We start from the raw sequence: 22,355 nt of genomic DNA on the forward strand, positions 1-22,355 counted from the left end.
AGTCCCCGTACGTCCCGTACGCACCACGCGCGCGGGGGCGAGGGAGCAGTGCCGTGGACCCGGTGATCGTGGTCGGGGCCGGTCCGGTCGGTCTCGCGCTGACCCTGGCCCTGGCACGGTACGAGGTTCCTGTGACCGTCCTGGACGAGGCGCCGGCCGGCGGGCCGGGGCAGGACGAGCGCCGCCCGGCGCGCACGGCCGTGCTGCGGCCGGAGACCGTCGCGATGCTCAGGCGGCTGGGCTGCGCCACCACGGAAGGCACCGGCTGGACGGGCTGGCGGACGCTGCGCCGCCGCGGCGAGGTGCTGCGGGTGCCGTTCGCGCCGCCGGGGGACGGCGGGAAGGCGGGCCTTGCGGACGACGACACGCACGACGGCCCGCACGACGACACGCACGACGCCCCTGAGGACGACACGGCCGCCGGCCCGGCCGAGCCCTCCCCCCTGCACCTGCCGCAGCACGCCCTCACCCGCGAACTCCTCGCCGCCATCGGCGAGGAGGCGGATGTGCGCATCGTGCGCGACAGCCGGGTCACCGTGCTGGGTCAGGACTCCTCCGGCGTGACCGTGCACACCCGCGGCGACAACGGCACGGTCTGGCGCGGCAGTTACCTCGTGGGCTGCGACGGTGCGCGGTCGGTGGTGCGCAAGCTGCTGGGTGCCCGGTTCCCGGGCCGTACGGCGGTCGAGCGGCACGCGGTCGCCGCGCTGCGCGCCGAACTGCCGTGGCCGGGCGAGGCCGTGCTGCACCGCTCGCCCCCACGCGGCGGCGAGGTGACGGCCCGCCCGCTGCCCGGTGGCACCTGGCGGCTGGACTGGGTGCTGCCCCCCGACGGCGCCCTGGTCACCCCCGAGGCGCTGCTGGCGCGGGTCACCGACTCGCTGACCGCCTGGTGCGGGGACGCACCGGCGTACACGCTGCTGGACACCGGCGTGTACGCCGTGCATCACCGCCTGGCGCGCCGCTGGCGCAGCGGGCGCGCCTTCCTCGCGGGGGACGCGGCGCACCTGCTCGGAGCACTGGGCACACAGGGGCTCGACGAGGGCCTGAAGGACGCGGAGAACCTCGCCTGGAAGCTGGCGCTCGCCTGGCACCACGGCGCCTCCGACGCCCTGCTCGACAGCTACCAGGCCGAGCGGCGCGGGGCGATCGCCGCGCGGTTGCGCGCGGCGGACCGCGCGCTGCCGGTGGTGCGCGGCGAGGGTGGTTGGCGCACCGTGCGCCGCAGCCTGGTGCCGGGCGCCGCGCGGGCGCACGACGCGCTGCTGACCGATGGCCACTTGGGGCGCGGGCTGCTGGGTGCGCCGGCGGTGTACACCCGTACGCCCCTGACGCCGGCCGCACCCCCGGCCGGTTCCGTCCTGGTGGGCACGGCCGTGGGGGCACTGGTGACGGACGTGCCGGTGACGGCCCCGGACGGCTCGGAGGTCCGCCTGCACGACCGGCTCGGCGGCGACCTGCTGGTGGTGCTCGTCGCCCCGGGCACAGGCGTGTGGGAGCGGCGGCACTGGCTGGGCGCGGGGCTGATGCCGCGGCTGGCGGCGGCGGTCTCCGCCCTGCCGATGCGGGCGGAACTGCTGGTGACGGAGGGCTACCCGGGCGCGGACGCGCACACCGTGCTGGTGGTCCGCCCGGACGGGCGCCTGGTGGCCGCCCTGGCCGGGGTCCGGCCGGCCGAGCTGTACGCCTGTGCCGACGCGGCCCGCGGGGGCGCGGCGCACGCGGCACGCCAGGCGGCGGAAGAGGGGGAAGAGAGGGAAGCCGCTCCTGACGGGGAGCCGGACGAGGACGAGCGGGCCGCCGCGGGACGGCCCGGTCCGGCCACCAGTGAGGCTACGGCCAACCGTTGACCCCGTCCGAAGCAGCGTGGTTGACTCCGGAGCGTGACTGACAACGGCGCCCGGTTCTGGCGGAGGGTCCATCTCGACCTCGTCCGCTACGCGGGCTGCGTCTGTCGCCCGTCCTGCTGATCCGCACCTTCTCTCACGCGCCGCCCCTTTCCGCGGGCCTGCGCGCTCCTTCGCGATCACTCACAGGACGGTCCGTCGTGTCATCGTTCCCGCACACCCCTGCGCCCTTCGCGTCTCCCGCCCCTTTGCCCTCCCCCGGCTCCGTCGGCGCCTGCCTGCCACCACCCTCGGAGGCCGACCTGCTCGCCTTCGTGCGCCGTACGGCCGCCGACGCCGCACTGATCACCTCACTGCCCCTGGACTCCAAGGGCCGCACCTGGATCCGGCTGGAGGGGCCGGGCGGCAGCGAGGCGTGGCTCATCGGCTGGCCTCCGGGCAGTGGCACCGGCTGGCACGACCACGGCGGCTCGCACGGGGCCTTCGCCACCGCCACGGGGAAGTTGACCGAACAGTCGCTGGCCGCACGCCTGCCCACGGAGGGATGGCGGATGCTGGAGCTGACGGAGGGGGTCGACCGGGAGCGCGCCCTGCCCGCCGGGCGCAGCCGCTCCTTCGGCCCGCATCATGTGCACCAGGTGCTCAACGTCTCGCGGGAGGCGCATGCCGTGTCGGTGCACGCCTACTACCCGCCGCTGCCGATGATGCGCCGGTACAGCCGCAGCGGTCAGGTGCTGCGGCTGGAACAGGTCGAGTGGCCGCAGGAGTGGGCATGAGGGTCGAGGATCTGCTGGCGGCCGCGCGCGCGGAGCTCGACCGACTGGGCCCGGCCGAGGCCGCCGCCGTCCAGGCGGACGGCGGGTTGCTCGTCGACATCCGGTACGCGGCGCAACGCGAGCGCGACGGGACGGTCCCCGGGGCGCTGGTGGTGGAGCGCAACGAGCTGGAGTGGCGGCTCGACCCGGCCTGCGCCCACCGTTCGGCCCGGGCGACGCATCACGCGCTTGCGGTGGTGGTGTTCTGCGACGAGGGGTACGCCTCGTCGCTCGCCGCGGTCTCCCTGCGCCGCCTCGGCCTGCGGCACGCCACGGACCTGGTGGGCGGCTTCCAGGCGTGGCGGGCGGCGGGACTGCCGGTGGACACGGCGGCGCAGGCGGCGGTGGACACCGCGGTCGAGGCGGTGCCGACCGGTCAGTCGTCGGGGAGGAAGGCGCCGAGGATCTCGGGATCCTCGCCCTCCTCGGCCAGCGCCTGCCGCACCACCCGCAGGGCCAGCCCCTCGGAGTAGCCCTTGCGCGCCAGCATGCCGGCGAGGCGGCGCAGCCGCTTCTCGCGGTCCAGGCCCCGGGTGGCGCGCAGCTTCCGCTCGACGAGCTCGCGCGCGGTGCGCTCCTCCTGGTCGGCGTCGAGCTGCCCGACCGCCTCGTCGATCAGGGCGGTGTCCACACCCTTGGTGCGCAGCTCGCGGGCCAGGGCGCGGCGGGCCAGGCCCCGGCCGTGGTGGCGGGACTCGACCCAGGCACCCGCGAACGCCGCGTCGTCGATGAGGCCCACGTCCTCGAAGCGGGACAGGACCTCCTCCGCGACGTCGTCGGGGATGCCGCGCTTGGCGAGCGCGTCCGCGAGCTGCTTGCGGGTGCGGGCCGTTCCGGTGAGCAGGCGCAGGCAGATGGCCCGCGCCTGCTCCTCCGGCGGTGGTGGCGCTCCGCCCCCGGCCCTCGACGGGGAAGGGGCGCCCTCACCGGTCCAGCGGTCCGGCCGTGCGTCGGACACAGTGCGGCTCAGCTCTTGGCAGCGGCCTTCGCCGCCTTGGCCGTGGCCTTGGCCGGAGCGGGCACGGACTTGGCCGGCTCGCCCTCGCCGCCGGCGGCGTCGGCGCCGGGCTCGGTCGCCGGGGCCTCGGGCCGGATGCCCACGCCCAGCTTCTCCTTGATCTTCTTCTCGATCTCGTTGGCGAGGTCGGGGTTGTCCTTGAGGAAGTTGCGGGCGTTCTCCTTGCCCTGGCCGAGCTGGTCGCCCTCGTACGTGTACCAGGCGCCGGCCTTGCGGATGAAGCCGTGCTCGACGCCCATGTCGATCAGGCCGCCCTCACGGCTGATGCCCTGGCCGTAGAGGATGTCGAACTCGGCCTGCTTGAAGGGCGGCGCGACCTTGTTCTTGACGACCTTGACGCGGGTGCGGTTGCCCACCGCCTCGGTGCCGTCCTTGAGGGTCTCGATGCGGCGGATGTCCAGGCGCACGGAGGCGTAGAACTTCAGCGCCCGGCCACCGGTGGTGGTCTCCGGCGAGCCGAACATCACGCCGACCTTCTCGCGCAGCTGGTTGATGAAGATCGCGGTGGTCTTGGACTGGTTGAGCGCACCGGTGATCTTGCGCAGCGCCTGGCTCATGAGGCGGGCCTGGAGGCCGACGTGGGAGTCGCCCATCTCGCCCTCGATCTCCGCGCGGGGCACGAGGGCCGCGACGGAGTCGATGACGATGAGGTCCAGGGCGCCGGAGCGGATCAGCATGTCGGTGATCTCGAGCGCCTGCTCGCCGTTGTCCGGCTGGGACAGGATCAGGGAGTCGATGTCGACGCCCAGCTTCTTGGCGTACTCGGGGTCGAGGGCGTGCTCGGCGTCCACGAAGGCGACGGTGCCACCGGCGCGCTGGGCGTTGGCCACGGCGTGCAGGGTCAGGGTCGTCTTACCGGAGGACTCCGGTCCGTAGACCTCCACCACGCGGCCGCGCGGCAGGCCGCCGACGCCGAGGGCGACGTCGAGAGCGGTCGACCCGGTGGGGATCACCTCGATGGGCTCGTTCGGCCGCTCGCCCAGGCGCATCACGGCGCCCTTGCCGAATTGCCGTTCAATCTGCGCGAGCGCGGCGTCGAGCGCCTTCTCGCGGTCGGTTCCTGCCATGGGTTCCACCCGGTTTGCTTGAGTCGATCGCTTCACGTCCACGACGCTAACGCCTGCCACTGACAATGCGCCCGGGCGTCGGCCCGGCCTGTGGATAACTGGGGTCCGTCGGCCCGGGACACCCATAAGAATGGATGTTCGATTTTAGTGTCAAGCGCGCCACTCCGGCCCCGGACAGCGGCCGACAGCGGCCGGAGTCAGCGCCTCCGCAGCCGGTCCCGCACCCGGCTCCACAGCGGGACCCGCCCCTCGCCGCGCCCCTCGCGCCGCCCGCGTCCCGCCTCCGCGTCGGCCCGGGCCACGTCCGCGTCCGTGCCCGTCGCCGGCTCGCCCACCACCTCGTACCGCCGCACGTACGCCCCGAGGAACGCCTGCAGCGTCGCCGTCACCGGAATGGCGATCAGCGCCCCGACCGCGCCCAGCAGCGCGGTGCCGGCGATCACCGACCCGAAGGCCACGGCCGGGTGGATGTCGACGGTCCGCGCGGTGATGCGCGGCTGCAGCAGGTAGTTCTCGAACTGCTGGTAGACCACGACGAAGATCAACACCCATACCGCGTACCAGGGGTCGACGGTGAAGGCCAGCAGCATCGGCAGGGCACCGGCGAGGTAGGTGCCGATCGTCGGGATGAACTGCGAGACCAGGCCGACCCAGACCGCCAGCGCGGGCGCGTACGGCACGCCCAGGGCCTGCAGCAGTACATAGTGCGCGATGCCGGAGACCAGGGCCATCAGGGCGCGCGAGTAGATGTAGCCGCCGGTCTTGGCCACCGCGATCTCCCAGGCGCGCAGCACCTCCGTCTGCCGCTGCGGGGGCAGCACCGAGCACAGGGACCGGCGCAGCCGGGGCCCGTCGGCGGCGAAGTAGAACGAGAACAGCGCCACCGTCAGCAGCTGGAAGAGGCCGCCGAGGACCGTGGCGGAGACGTCGAGGACGCCGCTGGCGCTGTTGCGCACGTACTTCTGCAGCCAGTCGGAGTGCAGCAGGCTCTCCTGGATCTGCACCCGGGAGAGCTTGGTGTGGAACGTGCGGTTGACCCAGCCGATGACCGCGTCCAGGTAGGAGGGGAAGTTCTCCACCATGTGCTGGATCTGGCCGGCGAGCATGGAGCCCATCAGCGTGAAGATGCCGACCACCAGGACGGTGCAGCTCAGGAAGACCAGGCCCGTCGCGAGGCCGCGCCGCATGCCGCGGGCCGCCAGCCGGTCGACGGCCGGCTCGATCGCCAGGGCCAGGAAGAACGCGATGAGGATGTCCACCAGCAGACCGGTGAGCCGGTGGAAGGCCCACAGGGACAGCTGGAAGCAGGCGAAGATCGCCAGGGTGACGACGACCGCCCGGGGCAGCCAGCGCGGCATCCGGGCGTCGTCGCCGCGGCGCGGCCTGGGCTCGTCCTGGGCGGGATCGTCGGTGGCTGCCACGCACAAAAGTGTGGCCCATGAGCGCCTCCCCCGGCGCCCGGGCCGGTCGGCGGCCGGTCAGCGCCTGCTCTCGGGGATCTCCAGCGCCCTGCACACCGCGCGCCACACGTCCTTGGCCTCCCAGCCGGCGTCGAGAGCTTGATGGACGGTACGCCCGCCGAGCTCCGACATCACGTGGTCGCGCGCGAAGGAGTCCGCGTACGCCTCGCCGAAGTAGTCCGCCATTCGCTGCCAGAAGACCGTCAACCGCATGTGCCAAGTATCCCGCCCCTGAGAGTGCAGCCGTGCACGAGCCGCTGACCGGGGGCGATGGGGCGCCCTACGGTCTTGTCCATGGTCCTCTCCGGAGCATCCGCCGCCGCCCGTGCCGAGCGCTTCATCTGGCTGACCGCCCGCGTCCTGGAACAGCGCAGGTTCGCGTACCACTTCCTGGACGGCACGCCCGACGCCGTCGAGGCGGCCCTGAACGCCTACGCCGGGGCCGACGGGGGCTTCGGGCACGCCCTGGAGCCCGACCTGCGCGGTCCGGTGAGCCAGCCGCTGCACACCGCACACGCGCTGCGGGTGCTGGACGAGATCGGCCGCTGCCGCGACCGCCGCGTGGAGCCGGTGTGCCGCTACCTGACCGCCGTCTCCACCACGGACGGGGCGCTGCCCGCCCTGCACCCGGCGCAGCGCGGCTACCCGGCGGCCCCGTGGATCCCGGTGGTGCCCGACCCGCCCAGCGACCTGCTGGCCACCGGGCCGGTGGTGGGGCTGCTGCACCGCAACGACGTGTGGCACGCGTGGCTGTTCCGGGCCACCGACTTCTGCTGGGCCGCGGTCGAGGCCCTGGGCCGGGGGGTGCGTACGCACCCGTACGAGGTGCTGGCGGCCGTGGCGTTCCTCGACGGCGCCCCGGACCGCTCGCGGGCCCGGGCCGCGGCCGAGCGGCTGGGCCGCGCGGTGCGCGAGCAGCGGCTGGCGGTGCTGGACCCGGAGCAGGCGGCCGGCCATCCGCTGCCGGAGGGGTACGCGCCGGGCGAGTACCACTACCCGCACGACTACGCGCGCACGCCGGAATCGCTGGCCCGCTCCTGGTTCACCGACGCGGAGCTGTCCCGGTCGCTGGACTTCCTGGCCGCGGCGCAGCAGGAGGACGGGGGCTGGCCGCTGCGCTGGCGGGCCTGGGCGCCGGGCACGGCCCTGGAGTGCCGGCCGCTGATCACCATCGAGGCCCTGCTGACCCTGCGCGCCCACGGCCGACCCCTCTAGGGCGTCTCCGGCGGATCGTCGTCACGCGCCACCACGGCGCCCCGTGGGGGCGCCGTGGTGCCCGCGGGCGGCACCCGGGCTTTGTCAGTGGTGCGGTGCACGATGGGTGGCATGGCGAACGACACGGCGGCCCCGGCCGCGGACGGACCGGCCGAGGACCCGGCGGCGGCCCTCGCCGCCTTCTCCCCCGCGACCCGCTCCTGGTTCACGGGAGCGTTCAGCGCGCCGACGGCCGCCCAGGCGGGCGCCTGGCGGGCCCTGGGCGCCGGTTCGGACGTCCTGGTCGTCGCGCCCACGGGTTCCGGCAAGACCCTGGCGGCCTTCCTCGCCTCCCTGGACCGGCTGGCCGGCAGCCCCCCGCCGGCCGAGCGCCAGAAGCGCTGCCGGGTGCTGTACATCTCCCCGCTGAAGGCGCTGGCCGTGGACGTGGAGCGCAATCTGCGCAGTCCGCTGACCGGCATCCGGCAGGAGGCGGTGCGCCTGGGGCTGCCCGAGCCGGAGGTCCGCGTCGGCATCCGCTCCGGCGACACGCCCGCGGCCGAGCGCCGCGCTCTGATCACCCGGCCGCCGGACATTCTGATCACCACGCCCGAGTCGCTGTTCCTCATGCTCACCTCCGCGGCGCGGGAGGCGCTCACGGGGGTGGAGACGGTGATCCTCGACGAGGTGCACGCGGTCGCCGGCACCAAGCGCGGCGCCCACCTCGCCCTGTCCCTCGAACGTCTGGACGCCCTGCTGGAGCGCCCCGCCCGGCGCATCGGGCTGTCGGCGACGGTGCGGCCGGTCGGCGAGGTGGCGCGCTACCTCTCCCCGCAGCGCAGGGTGGAGATCGTCCAGCCGCCGTCCGGCAAGGAGTTCGACCTGTCGGTGGTCGTCCCGGTGGAGGATCTGGGCGAGCTCGGCGGCTCCCCCGTGCAGGAGGGCGGCGACGGCAAGGAGCGGCCCTCCATCTGGCCGCACGTCGAGGAGCGCATCACCGATCTGGTGCAGGAGCACCGCTCCACGATCGTCTTCGCCAACTCCCGCCGCCTGGCCGAGCGGCTGTGCAACCGGCTCAACGAGATCGCCCACGAGCGCGCCACCGGCGAGCCCCTGCCGGAGGACCACTCCCCCGCCCAGCTGATGGGCGGCTCCGGCCCGGCCAAGGGCGCGCCGCCCGTGCTGGCCCGCGCCCACCACGGCTCGGTGTCCAAGGAGCAGCGCGCCCTGGTCGAGGAGGACCTCAAGGCCGGGCGGCTGCCGGCCGTGGTCGCCACCTCCAGCCTGGAGCTGGGCATCGACATGGGCGCCGTCGACCTGGTCGTCCAGGTCGAGTCGCCGCCGTCGGTGGCCTCGGGGCTGCAGCGCGTCGGCCGCGCCGGCCACCAGGTGGGCGCGGTCTCCACCGGCGTGGTCTTCCCCAAGTACCGCGGCGACCTGGTGCAGGCGGCCGTGGTGACCGAGCGGATGCGGCAGGGGGCCATCGAGGCGCTGCGCGTGCCGACCAACCCGCTGGACGTCCTGGCCCAGCAGATCGTGGCCATGACCGCCATGGACACCTGGGACGTCGACGAGCTGCTGGCCCTGGTGCGCCGGGCCGCTCCCTTCGCCTCCCTGCCGGAGTCCGCCTACACCGGCGTCCTCGACATGCTCGCCGGTCGCTATCCCTCCGACGCCTTCGCCGAGTTGCGGCCGCGCCTGGTGTGGGACCGCGTCGCCGGCACGCTCACGGGCCGGCCCGGCGCCCAGCGGCTCGCGGTCACCTCCGGCGGCACCATCCCCGACCGCGGCCTGTTCGGCGTCTTCCTGGCCGGGGCCGACCCCAAGAAGGGCGGCGGGCGCGTCGGCGAGCTGGACGAGGAGATGGTCTACGAGTCCCGCGTGGGCGACGTGTTCACCCTCGGCACCACCTCCTGGCGCATCGAGGACATCACGCGCGACCGCGTCCTGGTCACGCCGGCGCCCGGCACCCCGGGCCGGCTGCCGTTCTGGAAGGGCGACCAGCTGGGCCGTCCGCTGGAACTGGGCCGGGCGCTGGGGGCGTTCCTGCGCGAGATCGGCGCCATGGCGCCCGAGGCCGCCCGCGCCCGGCTCACCGGTGCGGGCCTGGACGACCGCGCCGCCGACAACGTCCTTGCCTACCTGGCGGAGCAGCGCGAGGCCTGCGGTCATGTGCCCGACGACCGCACGGTGGTCGTCGAGCGGTTCCGCGACGAGCTGGGCGACTGGCGCGTGGTCGTCCACTCTCCCTTCGGCGCCCAGGTGCACGCTCCCTGGGCGCTGGCCCTGGGGGCCAGGCTGGCCGAGCGGTACGGCATGGACGCCCAGGTGATGCACGCCGACGACGGCATCGTGCTGCGGCTGCCGGACGCCGACCTGCTCGGCCTGGATCTGCTGGACGCCGACCCTGCCCGGCAGGGCGCGGAGTACGACGGCGAGCAGTCCCCCGTCGGGGCCGCCGATGTCGTCTTCGACAAGGGCGAGGTGGAGGGGGTCGTCACCGACCAGGTGGGCGGCTCGGCCCTGTTCGCCTCCCGCTTCCGCGAGTGCGCGGCCCGCGCCCTGCTGCTGCCGCGCCGCAATCCCGGCAAGCGCACTCCGCTGTGGCAGCAGCGCCAGCGCGCCTCGCAGCTGCTGCAGGTGGCGAGCGAGTTCGGGTCGTTCCCGATCGTCCTGGAGGCGGTCCGCGAGTGCCTGAAGGACGTCTTCGACGTGCCGGGGCTCGTCGAGCTGATGGGCGACATCGAGGCCCGCCAGGTCCGCCTGGTCGAGGTCACCACGCCCGAGCCCTCCCCCTTCGCCCGCTCCCTGCTCTTCGGCTACGTCGCCCAGTTCCTCTACGAGGGCGACTCCCCGCTGGCCGAGCGCCGCGCCGCCGCCCTGTCCCTGGACTCCCGGCTGCTGGCCGAGCTCCTGGGCCAGGCCGAGCTGCGCGAGCTGCTGGACGCCGAGGTGCTCACCGAGCTGGAGCGCGAGCTGCAGTGGCTGACCGAGGACCGGCGGGTCAAGGACGTCGAGGGCGTCGCCGACCTGCTGCGGCTGCTGGGGCCGCTGACCGACGAGGAGCTGGCGGGGCGCGGCGCCGAGCCGCAGTGGGCCAAGGAGCTGGCCACCGCCCGGCGGGCCCTGCAGGTGCGCATCGCCGGCCGCGACCACTGGGCGGCGATCGAGGACGCCGGCCGGCTGCGCGACGCGCTGGGCACCGCCCTGCCCGTCGGGGTGCCCGAGGCGTTCACCGAGCCCGTCAAGGACCCGCTGGGCGACCTGCTGGCCCGCTACGCCCGCACCCATGGCCCCTTCACCTCGGCCGCGGCCGCCGCCCGCTTCGGCCTGGGCACGGCGGTCACCGACGGCGCCCTGCACCGCCTGGCGGCGGCCGGCCGCATCGTCCAGGGCGAGTTCCACCCGTCCGGCATCGGGCAGGAGTGGTGCGACGCGGCCGTGCTGCGCCGGCTGCGCCGTCGCTCGCTGGCCGCGTTGCGGCACGAGCTGGAGCCGGTGCCGCCGACGACCCTGGCGGCGTTCCTGCCGGCCTGGCAGCACGTCGGCTCCCACGGCCTGCGCGGGGTGGACGGGCTGCTGCGCGCCGTCGAGCAGTTGCAGGGCGCGCCCGTGCCCGCCTCGGCGCTGGAGAAGCTGGTGCTGCCCGCCCGGGTGGGCGACTACTCCCCGGCGATGCTGGACGAGCTCACGGCGGCCGGCGAAGTGGTGTGGGCGGGTGCGGGCGCCCTGCCCGGCAAGGACGGCTGGGTCACCTTGCTGCTCGCCGACGCCGCCCCGCTGCTGCTGCCCGAGCCGCACCCGCTGGAGCTCTCGCCGCTGCACCACGCCGTTCTGGGGGCCCTCTCCGGCGGCTACGGCCTGTTCTTCCGCCAGATCGCCGACCGGGTGCGCGCCGCCGACCCCGGTTTCGACGGCTCCCCCGGCACGGACGCGCAGATCGCCGACGCCCTGTGGGAGCTGGCCTGGTCGGGCCGGCTGACCAACGACACCCTGGCGCCGCTGCGCTCGCTGCTGGGCTCGGGGCGCACCGCCGGCTCGACCGCGCACCGCGCGAAGCGCGCCGTCCCGCGCGGCCGCTTCGGTGCCTTCACCGCCCGTGCGGGGGCGGGTGCCGCCGGGCTGCGGGCCACGGCCTCCCGCGGCGGACCGCCGACGGTGGCGGGCCGCTGGTCGCTGCTGCCGAAGCGGGAGACCGAGCCGACGCACCGGGCCCACGCCCTGGCCCGCACCCTGCTGGACCGCCATGGTGTGGTGACGCGCGGGGCCGTGGCGGCGGAGGGCGTGGAGGGCGGCTTCTCCGCGGCCTACCGGGTGCTGTCCGTCTTCGAGGAGAGCGGTCAGGCCCGCCGGGGCTACGTGGTCGAGGGCCTGGGCGCCGCGCAGTTCGCCATGGACGGCGCGGTCGACCGGCTGCGGGCCGTCAACACCGCCCGCGAGCGGGCCGGGGCGCCCGCACCGGCCGCCCCGTGGGATGCCCGGCCGGCCGCCCGGGACGGGCGCCGCGCGGTCGTCCTGGCGGCCGCCGACCCCGCCAACGCCTACGGCGCCGCCCTGCCGTGGCCCGAGCCCCCCGAGGGCGCCGCCCACAAGGCCGGCCGCAAGGCGGGTTCGCTGGTGGTGCTGGTCGACGGCGCCCTCGTGCTGTACATGGAGCGCGGCGGCAAGACCCTGCTGGCGTGGCCCCAGGACGCCGGGGCCGGTGCCGGCGACCCGGCGCTGCGTGAGGCCGCCGGGGCCCTCGCCGAGGCGGCCCGCGCCGGGGCCCTGGGCACCGTCACCGTCGAACGGGTGAACGGCGCCGCCGCCCTGACCTCGCCGCTGGGCACCGTGCTGGAGGGCGCCGGCTTCCACGCCACGCCCCGGGGGTTGCGCCTGCGGCCCTCGTGACCTGCCCACATCATGGGCTCAGCGGGCCGAGCGGGAAGGAGGAGCGAAGGAGATGCCCGAGGGAGACACCGTCTGGCGCACTGCCCGGACCCTGCACGAGGCCCTGGCCGGCGCTCCGCTGACCCGTAGCGACCTGCGGGTTCCTCGGCTCGCCACCACCGACCTCACCGGCCGGACGGTCACCGAGGTGGTCCCCCGCGGCAAGCACCTGCTCACCCGCGTCGAGGGCGGTCTGACGCTCCACTCCCACCTCGGCATGGACGGCTCGTGGCGCGTGGGCCGCACGGGCGAGCCCCCGCGCGGCGGCCCCCACCACCAGATCCGCGCCGTGCTCGGCAACGCCGAGCGCACCGCCGTCGGCTACCGGCTGCCCGCGCTGGACCTGCTGCGCACGGCCGACGAGGCCGAGGTGGTGGGGCACCTGGGCCCCGACCTGCTGGGGCCGGACTGGGACGCGGAGGAGGCCGTGCGCCGTCTGCTGTCCGATCCGGGGCGCACGGTGGGCGAGGCGCTGCTCGACCAGCGCAATCTCGCCGGCGTCGGCAATGTGTACAAGTCCGAGCTGTGCTTCCTGCTGCGCATCTCCCCATGGCTGCCAGTCGCCTCGCTGCCCGACGCGGGACGGCTGGTGGGGCTGGCGAAGAAGCTGCTGGAGGCGAACAAGGCGCGCCCCGCCCGCATCACGACGGCCGACGCCCGTCCGGACCGCCGGTTGTGGGTCTACGGCCGGGCCGAGCGGCCCTGCCGCCGCTGCGGCTCCCCGGTGCTGGCCGCCGCCCAGGGCACGGCCGGCCGGGAACGTACGACGTTCTGGTGCCCGCACTGTCAGGCGGGCCCGCCGCCGCCCGCCATTGGTCCGAACGAGTGACAGCGGATCGCGTCCCGCAGCCCGGAAGGGCGGCGGAGGGGGCTCAGGGCTCCTCGGCGACGGTCTCCCCGGCGTCCCCGGGCCGGTCGTCGGCCGGTGCCCGCCGGGGGCCCTCCCGCCCGCGCGGGGCGCAGTGGACCGGCAGCAGGCTCAGCCCCCAGCCGCCGGCGGCGACGACGCCCTCCATGAAGCCGGCCCGTCCCGGCTGCAGGAGCAGCCGGTAGACGGCCCAGCACCACAGTCCGGCCACCAGGAGCACGAGGACCCGGCCGAACGCCCCCGTGGGCCCCCGGTCGTGCCGGACCATCGCGCTGCCTCCTTCGGCTTCCTCCGGAGCCCGCCCGCACAACGGGCGAGCAGCGGGACGACCGCGTGGAACGGTCCCTATGCAGCGGGCCCGTCGGCCGGCGGCGCCGCGCGCAGCCTGGCCAGTTGCTGTTCGAGCTCGGCGATCTCCCGGTCGCGCCGGTGCACCTCGGCGATGACGCGCTGCTCGCCCTCGTGCACGCCCTCCTGGTAGACGGTGCGTACGAAGACGCCGGCGGCCGCCTGGTCGAGGTCCGTGACCACCATCAGCTCGCGCGTGTAGCGGATCACCGGGTGCTCGCTCATGCCCTCAGGAGACCGTCTGCGCGCCGCCACCGCCACCGGGGGGCGGGCCTCAGGCGTTCTCCGCCTGGAACATCCAGTGGTGCTTCTCGAGGTCGCCGGTGAGGCCGATGAGCAGGTCCTGGGTGACCGGGTCCGGCTTCTCGGTGGCCTCGATGCGCTCGCGCATCCGGGCGATGACGGTGCCCAGGGCGGCGATCATGATGCGGACGACCTCGTTGTCCTTGGTCCAGCCGCCGCCGACCGGGTCGATGCCACTGGTCTTGGCGACGGTCTCGGCCCTGCCGTCCGGGGAGATGCCGAGGGCGGAGGCGCGCTCCGCGACGGTGTCCATGTGCTGGCGGGCGCTGGCGACGACCTCGTCGAGCTGGAGGTGGACGGAGCGGAAACGGGGTCCGACGACGTTCCAGTGCACCTGCTTGGCGACGAGCGAGAGGTCGACGAGATCGACGAGGGCGCCCTGCAGGGCGTCACCGACGATGTTCCGGTCCTGTTCGGGCAGCGGGCTCTTGACGACAGACATGCATGTCCTCCTCTGCGACTGTGCGACCGGTTTGCACCGATTGATTCACGGGGATCCCGTTTCTCCACCATGGCACAAAGGCGCCGGACCGGCCGGACGCCGAGGGCGGCCGGAAAAACGGAGATCCCGGTCAGGCTTCTGACCGGGATCTCGCAGGTGAAACGGACGCCTTCCGGACGGCGCCGGCCCGGTGGGCCGGCAGGGCCCCTGAATCAGGCCGCGACCACGTCGACAGCCTCTGCCGGAGCCTTGATCGTCACGCGTTCGCCCGGAACGCCCGTGACGGACGGCACGGACATCGGGTTGAACATCGGCCGCATCGGCGCGGGTACCGGCTCGCTCGCCGCCGCCGACTGCGCCAGCTCGGCCAGCGACAGCTCGTCGCTCACCTCGCGCATGACCTCGGACATCCGTACGTCCAGAGCGTCGCAGATTGCGGAGAGAAGCTCGGAGGACGCCTCTTTCTGCCCGCGCTCGACCTCCGAGAGGTAGCCGAGCGAGACCCGGGCGGAGGAGGAGACCTCGCGCAGAGTGCGGCCCTGGCGTTGGCGCTGCCGACGCAGCACGTCACCCAGCAGGCGACGGAGCAGAATCATCGGTGGCTCCCTCCTTGGACCGCGAATCCGGTTCCTTCACGCCCCACCGTACCGCCTCGGGGTGCGGCCGTGCGGGGAGCTATGTCGTGTTCACTCAGGGCTGCAAACATCAATTCCCCCCGTCGTGTTCCGTATCCTTTGCCCCCGCGTTCTCTGTCAGTTCGCGCAGGAGCAGCGCGAGGACCGCCCGTACGCTTTCCCTCCGGATACCCGTCCGGTCGCCGTTCAGCGACAGTTCCCGGACATCTCCGGAGCCACTCGGACCCACCGCCGCCACGTAGACGGTGCCGACGGCCTTGCCGTCCTGCGCGTCGGGCCCGGCCACGCCCGTGGTCGCGATGCCCCAGTCGGCGGCCAGCAGACGGCGCACGCCCTCGGCCATCGAACGGGCCACCTCGGCGTCGACGGCCCCGCGCGCCGTCAGCAGCTCCCCGTCCACGCCCAGCACGTCGCGCTTGACCCCGGTGGCGTACGCGGTGACCGAGCCGCGCACCGAGCGCGAGGCGCCGGCGACGGCGGTCAGCTCGGCCGCGACCAGGCCCCCGGTCAGGGACTCGGCGGCGGCGACGGTCTGCCCGCGGGCCTCCAGCGCCGCCAGCACGGCCGCGGCACTCATCGTGCGGACTCCTTCGGGGCCGCCCGTCCGGCCCGGCGCAGCCGCAGGGCTTCCTTCACGTAGTCGAGCCCGGTCAGCACCGTCAATACGACGGCGACCGCCATCACCCAGAAGCGCAAGGTCGCGAGCGGGCCTTCGAGGGCGAGGATGTACATGCCGGTGCCGACGCCCTGGAAGAGCGTCTTCAGCTTGCCGCCCCGGCTGGCCGGGATCACTCCGTGCCGGATGACCCAGAACCGCATCAGCGTGATGCCGATCTCGCGGAAGAGGATCACGCCCGTGACCCACCACGGCAGGTCGTCGAGCACGGACAGGCAGATCAGCGCCGCACCCATGATCGCCTTGTCGGCAATGGGGTCGGCGATCTTGCCGAAGTCGGTGACCAGGTTGTACGTCCGCGCCAGGTGACCGTCGAAGAGGTCGGTGATCATGGCGACTGCGAACGCCGCCCACGCGAAGGAGCGCCAGGCCGGGTCGTACCCGCCGCCGTGCATCATCAACAGCACGAATCCCGGCACCAGGACCAGACGGATCATGGTGAGGATGTTGGCGATGTTCCACAGCCCGGCCGGCCGGACGCCCGTCCGCGGGGCCGGGCCGCCCGTGGCGGAGGCTGGGAGTCCGCTCATCTGCCCGCCTCCTCGGTACACCCGCCCCCGCTCCCCAGCGGTTCGGCGACGAGGTCCACGCCCTCGCTCGCCACCACCTTGGCGACCACCATGCGGCCGATCGCGGCCTGTGCGGTGTCCATGGGATCCATGGTGAGCCGCACCTGGCCGTCGGTCTCGGGCGCCTGGTGGGCCGCGCGTCCGATCACGCCGTCCTCGTCGTCCACGCGCTCGACGAGTACCTCGATCGTCTCACCGACACGCTCCTCCGCGCGCTGCGCGGTGAGCTCCTCGGCCAGCCGGGAGATGTGCGCCAGGCGCTCGGCGACGACGTCCTCGGCCAGCTTGTCCTCGTAGGTGGCCGCCTCGGTGCCCTCCTCGTCGGAGTAGCCGAAGACGCCGATGGCGTCCAGCCGCGCCCCGTTCAGGAAGCGCTCGAGCTCGGCGAGGTCCGCCTCGCTCTCGCCGGGGAAGCCGACGATGAAGTTGGAGCGGGCACCGGCCTGCGGCGCCTTGGTGCGGATGGTCTCCAGCAGCTCCAGGAAGCGGTCGGTGTCGCCGAAGCGGCGCATCGCCCGCAGCACGCCGGGCGCGGAGTGCTGGAAGGACAGGTCGAAGTAGGGGGCGACCTTCTCGGTCGAGGTGAGCACGTCGATCAGGCCGGGCCGCAGCTCGGCCGGCTGCAGGTAGCTGACCCGGATGCGCTCCAGGCCGTCGACGGCGGCGAGCTCCGGCAGCAGCGACTCCAGCAGCCGGATGTCGCCGAGGTCCTTGCCGTAGGAGGTGTTGTTCTCGGAGACCAGCATGATCTCCTTGACCCCCTGCTCGGCCAGCCAGCGCGTCTCGTTCAGCACGTCGGAGGGACGGCGCGAGACGAAGGAGCCGCGGAAGGAGGGGATCGCGCAGAAGGAGCAGCGGCGGTCGCAGCCGGAGGCCAGCTTCACCGAGGCGACCGGGCTGCTGCCGAGCCTGCGGCGCAGCGGGGCGCGCGGCCCGGAGGCCGGGGCGAGGCCTGCCGGCAGGTCGGCCGGGGCGCTCTCCTCGGGGTCGGGGGCGTCCTGGGCGTGGCCGGGCAGGGCCACGCCGGTGGCGGCCTGGCGCTCCGCGGGGCTGATCGGCAGCAGCTTGCGCCGGTCGCGCGGGGCGTGGGAGGCGTGGATGCCGCCGGAGAGGATGGTCTGCAGGCGGTCGGAGATGTCGGCGTAGTCGTCGAAGCCGAGCACGCCGTCGGCCTCGGGCAGCGCGTCGGCGAGCTCCTTGCCGTAGCGCTCGGCCATGCAGCCGACGGCCACGACGGCCTGGGTGCGGCCGTGCTCCTTGAGGTCGTTGGCCTCCAGGAGGGCGTCGACGGAGTCCTTCTTGGCGGCGTCGACGAAGCCGCAGGTGTTGACGACGGCCACGTCGGCGTCGGCGGCGTCCTGCACGAGGTCCCAGCCGTCCGCCGCCAAGCGGCCTGCCAGCTCCTCCGAGTCCACCTCGTTACGGGCGCAGCCAAGTGTGACAAGAGCGACGGTACGGCGTTCGGGCATAGGGCTCAGCCTACTTTGTCCCGGCACCGCATCCGTTGCCGAGTGGCCGACGGGCACGGAGAGCCTGATCACCCCGGGCTCCCCGGCGCCCGCCGTGCGGGGCCGGCCGCCGCCGGTCAGCCGGTCGTCGGGTCGCCCCGGGTGTAGCTCAGCCGCTGGACCTGGCCGTCCTGGCCGAGGTTCTTGATCTCCTTGCCGTTGACGAACAGCTGTACGGCTCCGGCGTTGCCGAGGACGAGGTCGATGCGCTTGTTGTCGGTGAAGGTGCGGGAGGCGCCCTGTTTGAGCACGCCCTCGTCGAGGATCTTTCCGGTGCCGTCCTTGGCGGACATCCAGGTCTGGCCGTTCTCGGCGGTGAGCTTGACGGTGACCTTGTTGGCGGGGACGCCGGCGATGGCGCTGGCCGAGGCCTCCGCCTTGGGGTCGGTGGCACCCTTGCCCTTCTTCTGGCCCGCCTTGGCGCTGGGGGCGGCCGAGGGCTTGGCCGAGGCGGGGTCGGCGGCGACCGGCCCGTCCTTGCTCCCACCACTGAAGAGGGTGAAGCCGACGAATCCGATGACGGCGACGATGGCGGCCACCATCGCCGCCGTCCAGTTCGGGCGCCGGGGCTCGGGGCGGATGCGCTCGGCGTCGAAGAGGGGGGCGGCAGGAGTGGGCACCGGCCGGCCGCCGTGCTCGGCGTCGTACTGGGCGACGAGCGGGGCGGGGTCGACGCCGACGGCACGCGCCAGGGTGCGGATGTGCCCGCGGGCGTAGACGCGCCCGCCGCAGCGGCTGAAGTCGTCCGATTCGATCGCGTGCAGGATCGGCACGCGCACTCGCGTGACGGAACTGACCTCGTCCACGGTCAGTCCGGCGTTGATGCGGGCTTGCTGGAGGGAACGTCCGACGGAGGGCCGGTCGTCCTCCGGCCTGTCGTCCTCTGAAGAGTTGCCGATGGACACGTGGGCGCCTTTCGAGCGTGCAGCCACCTGCTGGGGATTCAGTCTAGGGGGCATGCGAAACGGTCGGGCAAGCGGGAAGACGGACTTTGTACGCCATCAGAAGACTCTGTGGTCAGCACGATGACACATCGTCCCCTCCCCCCTCGCTCGACTGCGCGTCGACCGGCGAGGACCGGACGGGGCTTCGCGGCCGCTACGGCTGCTCCTCCCCGCGGATCAGTGCGAGGACCCTGTCCAGCTCGTCGGGCTTGACGAGTACGTCGCGCGCCTTGGAGCCCTCGCTGGGGCCCACGATGTTGCGCGACTCCATCAGGTCCATGAGCCTGCCCGCCTTGGCGAATCCCACACGCAGTTTCCGCTGCAGCATCGAGGTCGAGCCGAACTGGGTGGAGACGACCAGCTCGGCGGCCTGGCACAGCAGGTCGAGGTCGTCGCCGATGTCCTCGTCCATCTCCTTCTTGCGCGCCGTGCCGACCACGACGTCGTCGCGGAAGACGGGCGCCATCTGGTCCTTGCAGTGCTGGACGATCGCCGCGACCTCGGCCTCGGTGACGAAGGCGCCCTGCATGCGGACGGGCTTGTTGGCGCCCATGGGCAGGAAGAGGCCGTCGCCCTTGCCGATGAGCTTCTCGGCACCGGGCTGGTCGAGGATGACCCGGCTGTCGGCCAGCGAGGAGGTGGCGAAGGCGAGCCGGGAGGGCACGTTCGCCTTGATCAGGCCGGTGACGACGTCGACGGAGGGCCGCTGGGTGGCGAGCACCAGGTGGATGCCGGCGGCGCGGGCCAGCTGGGTGATGCGCACGATGGAGTCCTCGACGTCGCGCGGCGCGACCATCATCAGGTCGGCCAGCTCGTCGACGATCACCAGCAGGTACGGGTACGGCTGCAGCTCCCGCTCGCTGCCGGCCGGCGCGCTGACCTTCCCGGCACGCACGGCGGCGTTGAAGTCGTCGATGTGCCGGAAGCCGTAGGCGGCCAGGTCGTCGTAGCGCAGGTCCATCTCGCGCACGACCCACTGCAGGGCCTCGGCAGCCCGCTTGGGGTTGGTGATGATCGGCGTGATCAGGTGCGGGATGCCCTCGTAGGCGGTGAGCTCGACGCGCTTGGGGTCGACCAGCACCATCCGCACATCCTCGGGCGTGGCCCGCACCAGCAGCGAGGTGATCAGGCAGTTGATGCAGGAGGACTTGCCGGAGCCGGTGGCGCCGGCGACCAGGACGTGCGGCATCTTGGTGAGGTTGGCCATCTCGTAGCCGCCCTCGACGTTCTTGCCGAGCGCCACCAGCATCGGGTGGTCGTCCTCGGCCGCGGCGGCCAGTCGCAGCACGTCACCGAGGTTGACCATCTCGCGGTCGGTATTGGGGATCTCGATGCCGACCGCGGACTTCCCCGGGATCGGGCTGATGATCCGCACGTCCGGGCTGGCGACGGCGTAGGCGATGTTCTTGGTGAGCGCGGTGATGCGCTCGACCTTCACGGCCGGGCCCAGCTCGACCTCGTAGCGGGTGACCGTCGGGCCCCGGGTGAAGCCGGTGACGGCGGCGTCCACCTTGAACTCGGAGAAGACGTTGGTCAGTGCGGCCACTATGGCGTCGTTGGCGGCGCTGCGCGCCTTGCCCGGTCCGCCGCGCTCCAGCAGGTCCAAGGAGGGCAGCGCGTAGGTGATGTCGCCCGAGAGCTGCAGCTGCTCGGCGCGGGCCGGCAGGCCGGAGGTGGGCGGCTCGGGCGCGGGCTTGGTCAGGTCCGGTACGACACCGGGCGCGGCGGCGCTCTTGCGCTTGCCGGGACGTGCGGTGGGCACGGTGACCTCGGCCGGCGCGGCCTCGGCGGAGATGCCGCTGCTGAGGTCGGCGACGACCGGGGTGGGCGGGATGCCGTGCAGCAGGGCGCCGTCCAGCGAGGCGGCCGCGGCGGCGGCGAGGTCCACGGCGTCCGGCTCCCGGCCCGCCGCGGCGTCCGCGGGCGCGGTCCGGGGCTTGCGGCGCTTGCCGAGCGCCTCCTCCTCGGCGTGCTCGGGATCGACGGCGACGGAGGCGCGCCGGCGGCGGGCCGGGGGTGCCTGGCGCCACTCGTCGTCGTACTCACCGTGGTCCGCGGGCGCGTACTCGTCGGGGTGGGGCTCGATCACGCCGAGGCGTATGCCGACCTCGCGCAGCCGGCGCGGGATGGCGTTGACGGGCGTGGCGGTGACCACCAGCAGGCCGAAGACGGTGAGCAGCGCCAGCAGCGGGACGGCGAGCATCTCGCCGACGGTGAAGAGCAGGGGCTTGGACGCGGCCCAGCCGACCATGCCGCCGGCGTCGCGCAGCGCCTGGGAGCCCGCGGCGCGGCCCGGTGAGCCGCACGCGATGTGCACCTGCCCGAGGACGCCGAGGACCAGTGCGGACAGGCCGATGACGATCCGTCCGTTGGCCTCCGGGCGCTCGGGATGGCGGAAGAGCCGGAAGGCGATGATGGCCAGCAGTATCGGCACGACCAGGTCCAGGCGGCCGAAGGCGCCGGTGACCAGGGTGCGGATGAGGTCGCCCACCGGGCCGTCGAGGCTGGACCAGGTGCCGGCGGCGACGACGAGGGCCACGCCCAGCAGGAGCAGTGCGAGGCCGTCCTTGCGGTGGGCGGGGTCCAGGCCGCGGGCGCCGCGGCCGACGCCGCGGAACAGCCCGCCGACACCGTGCGCCAGACCGCGGCCGGCGCGGCGGGCGCCGCCCGCCGGGCGTGCGGCGGCCTTCTTGGCGGGTGCCTTGCGGGCGGGGGCCCGGCCCGCGGGCCGGGGCGGCGACTTCTTGGCGGCTGCCTTCTTGGCGGCGCCTCCGGAGCGCCCGGCGCGCTGCCTCGAGGTGCCCGCCGTGCTCTGGGAACCCTTGCCGGACGTACGTGAGGCCATGGTGCCGAGATTACCGTTGCCGGCCGGGTGGTACACGTGCGGCCGCGTGTTAGCCCATTCGTGTCGTGGTGCGGCGGGACGACGGGTGACGGGGCGTCAGGGCCTCAGCCCTGCGAGGGCACCGGGCCGGCGGCGCTGCCCGCTCCGGGCTCCAAGGCGTCGAGCGCCCGGCGCAACCCGGTGAGCTTGCGCTCCAGGTGGGCGGCGGTGGCCACGGCAGCGGCATCGGCGGACTCGTCCAGCTGTTTGGACAGCGCCTCGGCCTGCTCCTCGACGGCGGCCAGCCGGGCGGAGAGCTCGGCCAGCAGGCCGGCGGACTCCTGCGGCTCCACCGCACCCGTACGGCCGTGGCCGCCGTTCTCCAGCTGCAGGCGCAACAGGGAGGCCTGCTCGCGCAGCTGGCAGTTCTTCATGTACAGCTCGACGAAGACGGAGACCTTCGCGCGCAGCACCCACGGGTCGAAGGGCTTGGAGATGTAGTCCACCGCGCCGGCGGCGTAGCCGCGGAAGGTGTGGTGCGGGCCGTGGTTGATCGCGGTGAGGAAGATGATGGGGATGTCCCGCGTCCGCTCCCGCCGCTTGATGTGCGCGGCGGTCTCGAAGCCGTCCATGCCGGGCATCTGAACGTCCAGCAGGATCACCGCGAAGTCGTCCGTCAGCAGCGCCTTGAGCGCTTCCTCCCCTGACGATGCCCGCACCAGCGTCTGATCGAGCGCCGAGAGGATGGCCTCCAGCGCCAGCAGATTTTCCGGCCGGTCATCGACCAGGAGGATCTTGGCCTTCTGCACCATGGCCCGTCCTCCTCGTCCCGGCAGTGCGCCGGGCGCCGCCCCAGGGGACGACTCCCTTGCGCCGCCCGTCCTTGTGCCGGTCATGGTAGCCGCACC

General features: G+C 73.9%; 19 protein-coding genes and 2 pseudogenes. 7 read left to right on the forward strand and 14 right to left on the reverse strand.

What is annotated here, in order from left to right:
• Positions 1-53: 53 nt before the first annotated feature.
• The 4 genes and pseudogenes from AB0K17_RS23345 to AB0K17_RS23360 all read left to right on the forward strand — a co-directional run.
• Complete coding sequence (locus AB0K17_RS23345) at positions 54-1,850, forward strand: FAD-dependent monooxygenase (RefSeq protein WP_365984117.1); 1,797 nt, start codon at positions 54-56, stop codon at positions 1,848-1,850.
• A 33-nt stretch (positions 1,851-1,883) separates the two neighbouring features.
• Positions 1,884-1,970, forward strand: a complete 87-nt coding sequence (locus tag AB0K17_RS23350) for a putative leader peptide (protein ID WP_361747052.1) — start codon at positions 1,884-1,886, stop codon at positions 1,968-1,970.
• A gap of 125 nt (positions 1,971-2,095) precedes the next feature.
• The gene (locus AB0K17_RS23355) at positions 2,096-2,623 is read left to right on the forward strand and encodes a cysteine dioxygenase (RefSeq protein WP_365984118.1); all 528 of its coding nucleotides are present in this window, start codon (positions 2,096-2,098) and stop codon (positions 2,621-2,623) included.
• A pseudogene (locus AB0K17_RS23360) lies at positions 2,620-2,985 on the forward strand (rhodanese-like domain-containing protein); the annotation flags it as partial. The gene AB0K17_RS23355 and the pseudogene AB0K17_RS23360, both read left to right, overlap by 4 nt.
• 137 nt (positions 2,986-3,122) lie before the next feature.
• Here AB0K17_RS23360 and recX read toward each other — a convergent pair.
• From recX to AB0K17_RS23380, 4 genes and pseudogenes are all read right to left on the reverse strand, one after another.
• Positions 3,123-3,707, reverse strand: a pseudogene (gene recX, locus AB0K17_RS23365) (recombination regulator RecX); the annotation flags it as partial.
• A complete protein-coding gene (gene recA / locus AB0K17_RS23370; protein ID WP_365966900.1) occupies positions 3,629-4,747 on the reverse strand; it encodes a recombinase RecA in 1,119 nt (372 codons plus the stop codon). The gene recA and the pseudogene recX, both read right to left, overlap by 79 nt.
• Before the next feature lie 197 nt (positions 4,748-4,944).
• On the reverse strand, positions 4,945-6,168 hold the full coding sequence (locus tag AB0K17_RS23375; RefSeq protein ID WP_365984119.1) for an AI-2E family transporter: 1,224 nt from the start codon (positions 6,166-6,168) through the stop codon (positions 4,945-4,947).
• Positions 6,169-6,225: 57 nt separating this feature from the next.
• Complete coding sequence (locus tag AB0K17_RS23380; RefSeq protein ID WP_344433949.1) at positions 6,226-6,420, reverse strand: DUF3046 domain-containing protein; 195 nt, start codon at positions 6,418-6,420, stop codon at positions 6,226-6,228.
• An 81-nt stretch (positions 6,421-6,501) separates the two neighbouring features.
• On the opposite strand from AB0K17_RS23380, the gene AB0K17_RS23385 reads away from it, so the two are divergent.
• The 3 genes from AB0K17_RS23385 (at position 6,502) to AB0K17_RS23395 (ending at position 13,159) form a co-directional block, all read left to right on the forward strand.
• Entirely contained in the window at positions 6,502-7,422 is a 921-nt protein-coding gene (locus tag AB0K17_RS23385; protein ID WP_365966898.1) for a hypothetical protein, read from the forward strand.
• A 111-nt stretch (positions 7,423-7,533) separates the two neighbouring features.
• Positions 7,534-12,291 (forward strand): ATP-dependent helicase, encoded by a 4,758-nt coding sequence (locus AB0K17_RS23390; protein ID WP_365984120.1) that lies wholly within the window; start codon positions 7,534-7,536, stop codon positions 12,289-12,291.
• 52 nt (positions 12,292-12,343) lie between these two features.
• Complete coding sequence (locus tag AB0K17_RS23395) at positions 12,344-13,159, forward strand: DNA-formamidopyrimidine glycosylase family protein (RefSeq protein ID WP_365984122.1); 816 nt, start codon at positions 12,344-12,346, stop codon at positions 13,157-13,159.
• Positions 13,160-13,202: 43 nt separating this feature from the next.
• Here the strand turns inward: AB0K17_RS23395 and AB0K17_RS23400 are convergent, their stop codons facing one another.
• The 10 genes from AB0K17_RS23400 to AB0K17_RS23445 form a co-directional block, all read right to left on the reverse strand.
• Positions 13,203-13,466, reverse strand: a complete 264-nt coding sequence (locus AB0K17_RS23400) for a hypothetical protein (RefSeq protein ID WP_365984123.1) — start codon at positions 13,464-13,466, stop codon at positions 13,203-13,205.
• A 77-nt stretch (positions 13,467-13,543) separates the two neighbouring features.
• Positions 13,544-13,771: a hypothetical protein gene (locus AB0K17_RS23405; RefSeq protein ID WP_365966894.1), complete on the reverse strand. Its 228-nt coding sequence runs from the start codon at positions 13,769-13,771 to the stop codon at positions 13,544-13,546.
• Positions 13,772-13,820: 49 nt separating this feature from the next.
• On the reverse strand, positions 13,821-14,291 hold the full coding sequence (locus AB0K17_RS23410) for a DNA starvation/stationary phase protection protein (RefSeq protein ID WP_365966893.1): 471 nt from the start codon (positions 14,289-14,291) through the stop codon (positions 13,821-13,823).
• 212 nt (positions 14,292-14,503) lie between these two features.
• Positions 14,504-14,887, reverse strand: a complete 384-nt coding sequence (locus AB0K17_RS23415) for a helix-turn-helix transcriptional regulator (RefSeq protein WP_344433956.1) — start codon at positions 14,885-14,887, stop codon at positions 14,504-14,506.
• A 109-nt stretch (positions 14,888-14,996) separates the two neighbouring features.
• Positions 14,997-15,503, reverse strand: coding sequence for a nicotinamide-nucleotide amidohydrolase family protein (locus AB0K17_RS23420; protein ID WP_365984124.1), 507 nt, complete (start codon positions 15,501-15,503; stop codon positions 14,997-14,999).
• The gene (pgsA, locus tag AB0K17_RS23425; RefSeq protein ID WP_365966891.1) at positions 15,500-16,132 is read right to left on the reverse strand and encodes a CDP-diacylglycerol--glycerol-3-phosphate 3-phosphatidyltransferase; all 633 of its coding nucleotides are present in this window, start codon (positions 16,130-16,132) and stop codon (positions 15,500-15,502) included. The genes AB0K17_RS23420 and pgsA overlap by 4 nt, the downstream gene beginning before the upstream one ends.
• Positions 16,129-17,640 (reverse strand): 30S ribosomal protein S12 methylthiotransferase RimO, encoded by a 1,512-nt coding sequence (gene rimO, locus AB0K17_RS23430; protein ID WP_365966889.1) that lies wholly within the window; start codon positions 17,638-17,640, stop codon positions 16,129-16,131. The genes pgsA and rimO overlap by 4 nt, the downstream gene beginning before the upstream one ends.
• 116 nt (positions 17,641-17,756) lie before the next feature.
• The gene (locus tag AB0K17_RS23435) at positions 17,757-18,584 is read right to left on the reverse strand and encodes a RodZ domain-containing protein (protein ID WP_344433960.1); all 828 of its coding nucleotides are present in this window, start codon (positions 18,582-18,584) and stop codon (positions 17,757-17,759) included.
• Between the two features lie 193 nt (positions 18,585-18,777).
• Positions 18,778-21,468: a DNA translocase FtsK gene (locus AB0K17_RS23440; protein WP_365984125.1), complete on the reverse strand. Its 2,691-nt coding sequence runs from the start codon at positions 21,466-21,468 to the stop codon at positions 18,778-18,780.
• Positions 21,469-21,572: 104 nt separating this feature from the next.
• Positions 21,573-22,259 carry a response regulator gene (locus AB0K17_RS23445; protein WP_365984126.1) on the reverse strand — a complete coding sequence of 229 codons (687 nt, stop codon included), beginning with the start codon at positions 22,257-22,259 and terminating at the stop codon, positions 21,573-21,575.
• Between the last annotated feature and the right edge of the window lie 96 nt (positions 22,260-22,355).

This window comes from Streptomyces sp. NPDC049585, assembly GCF_040675615.1.
Classification (GTDB): domain Bacteria; phylum Actinomycetota; class Actinomycetes; order Streptomycetales; family Streptomycetaceae; genus Streptomyces; species Streptomyces luteosporeus.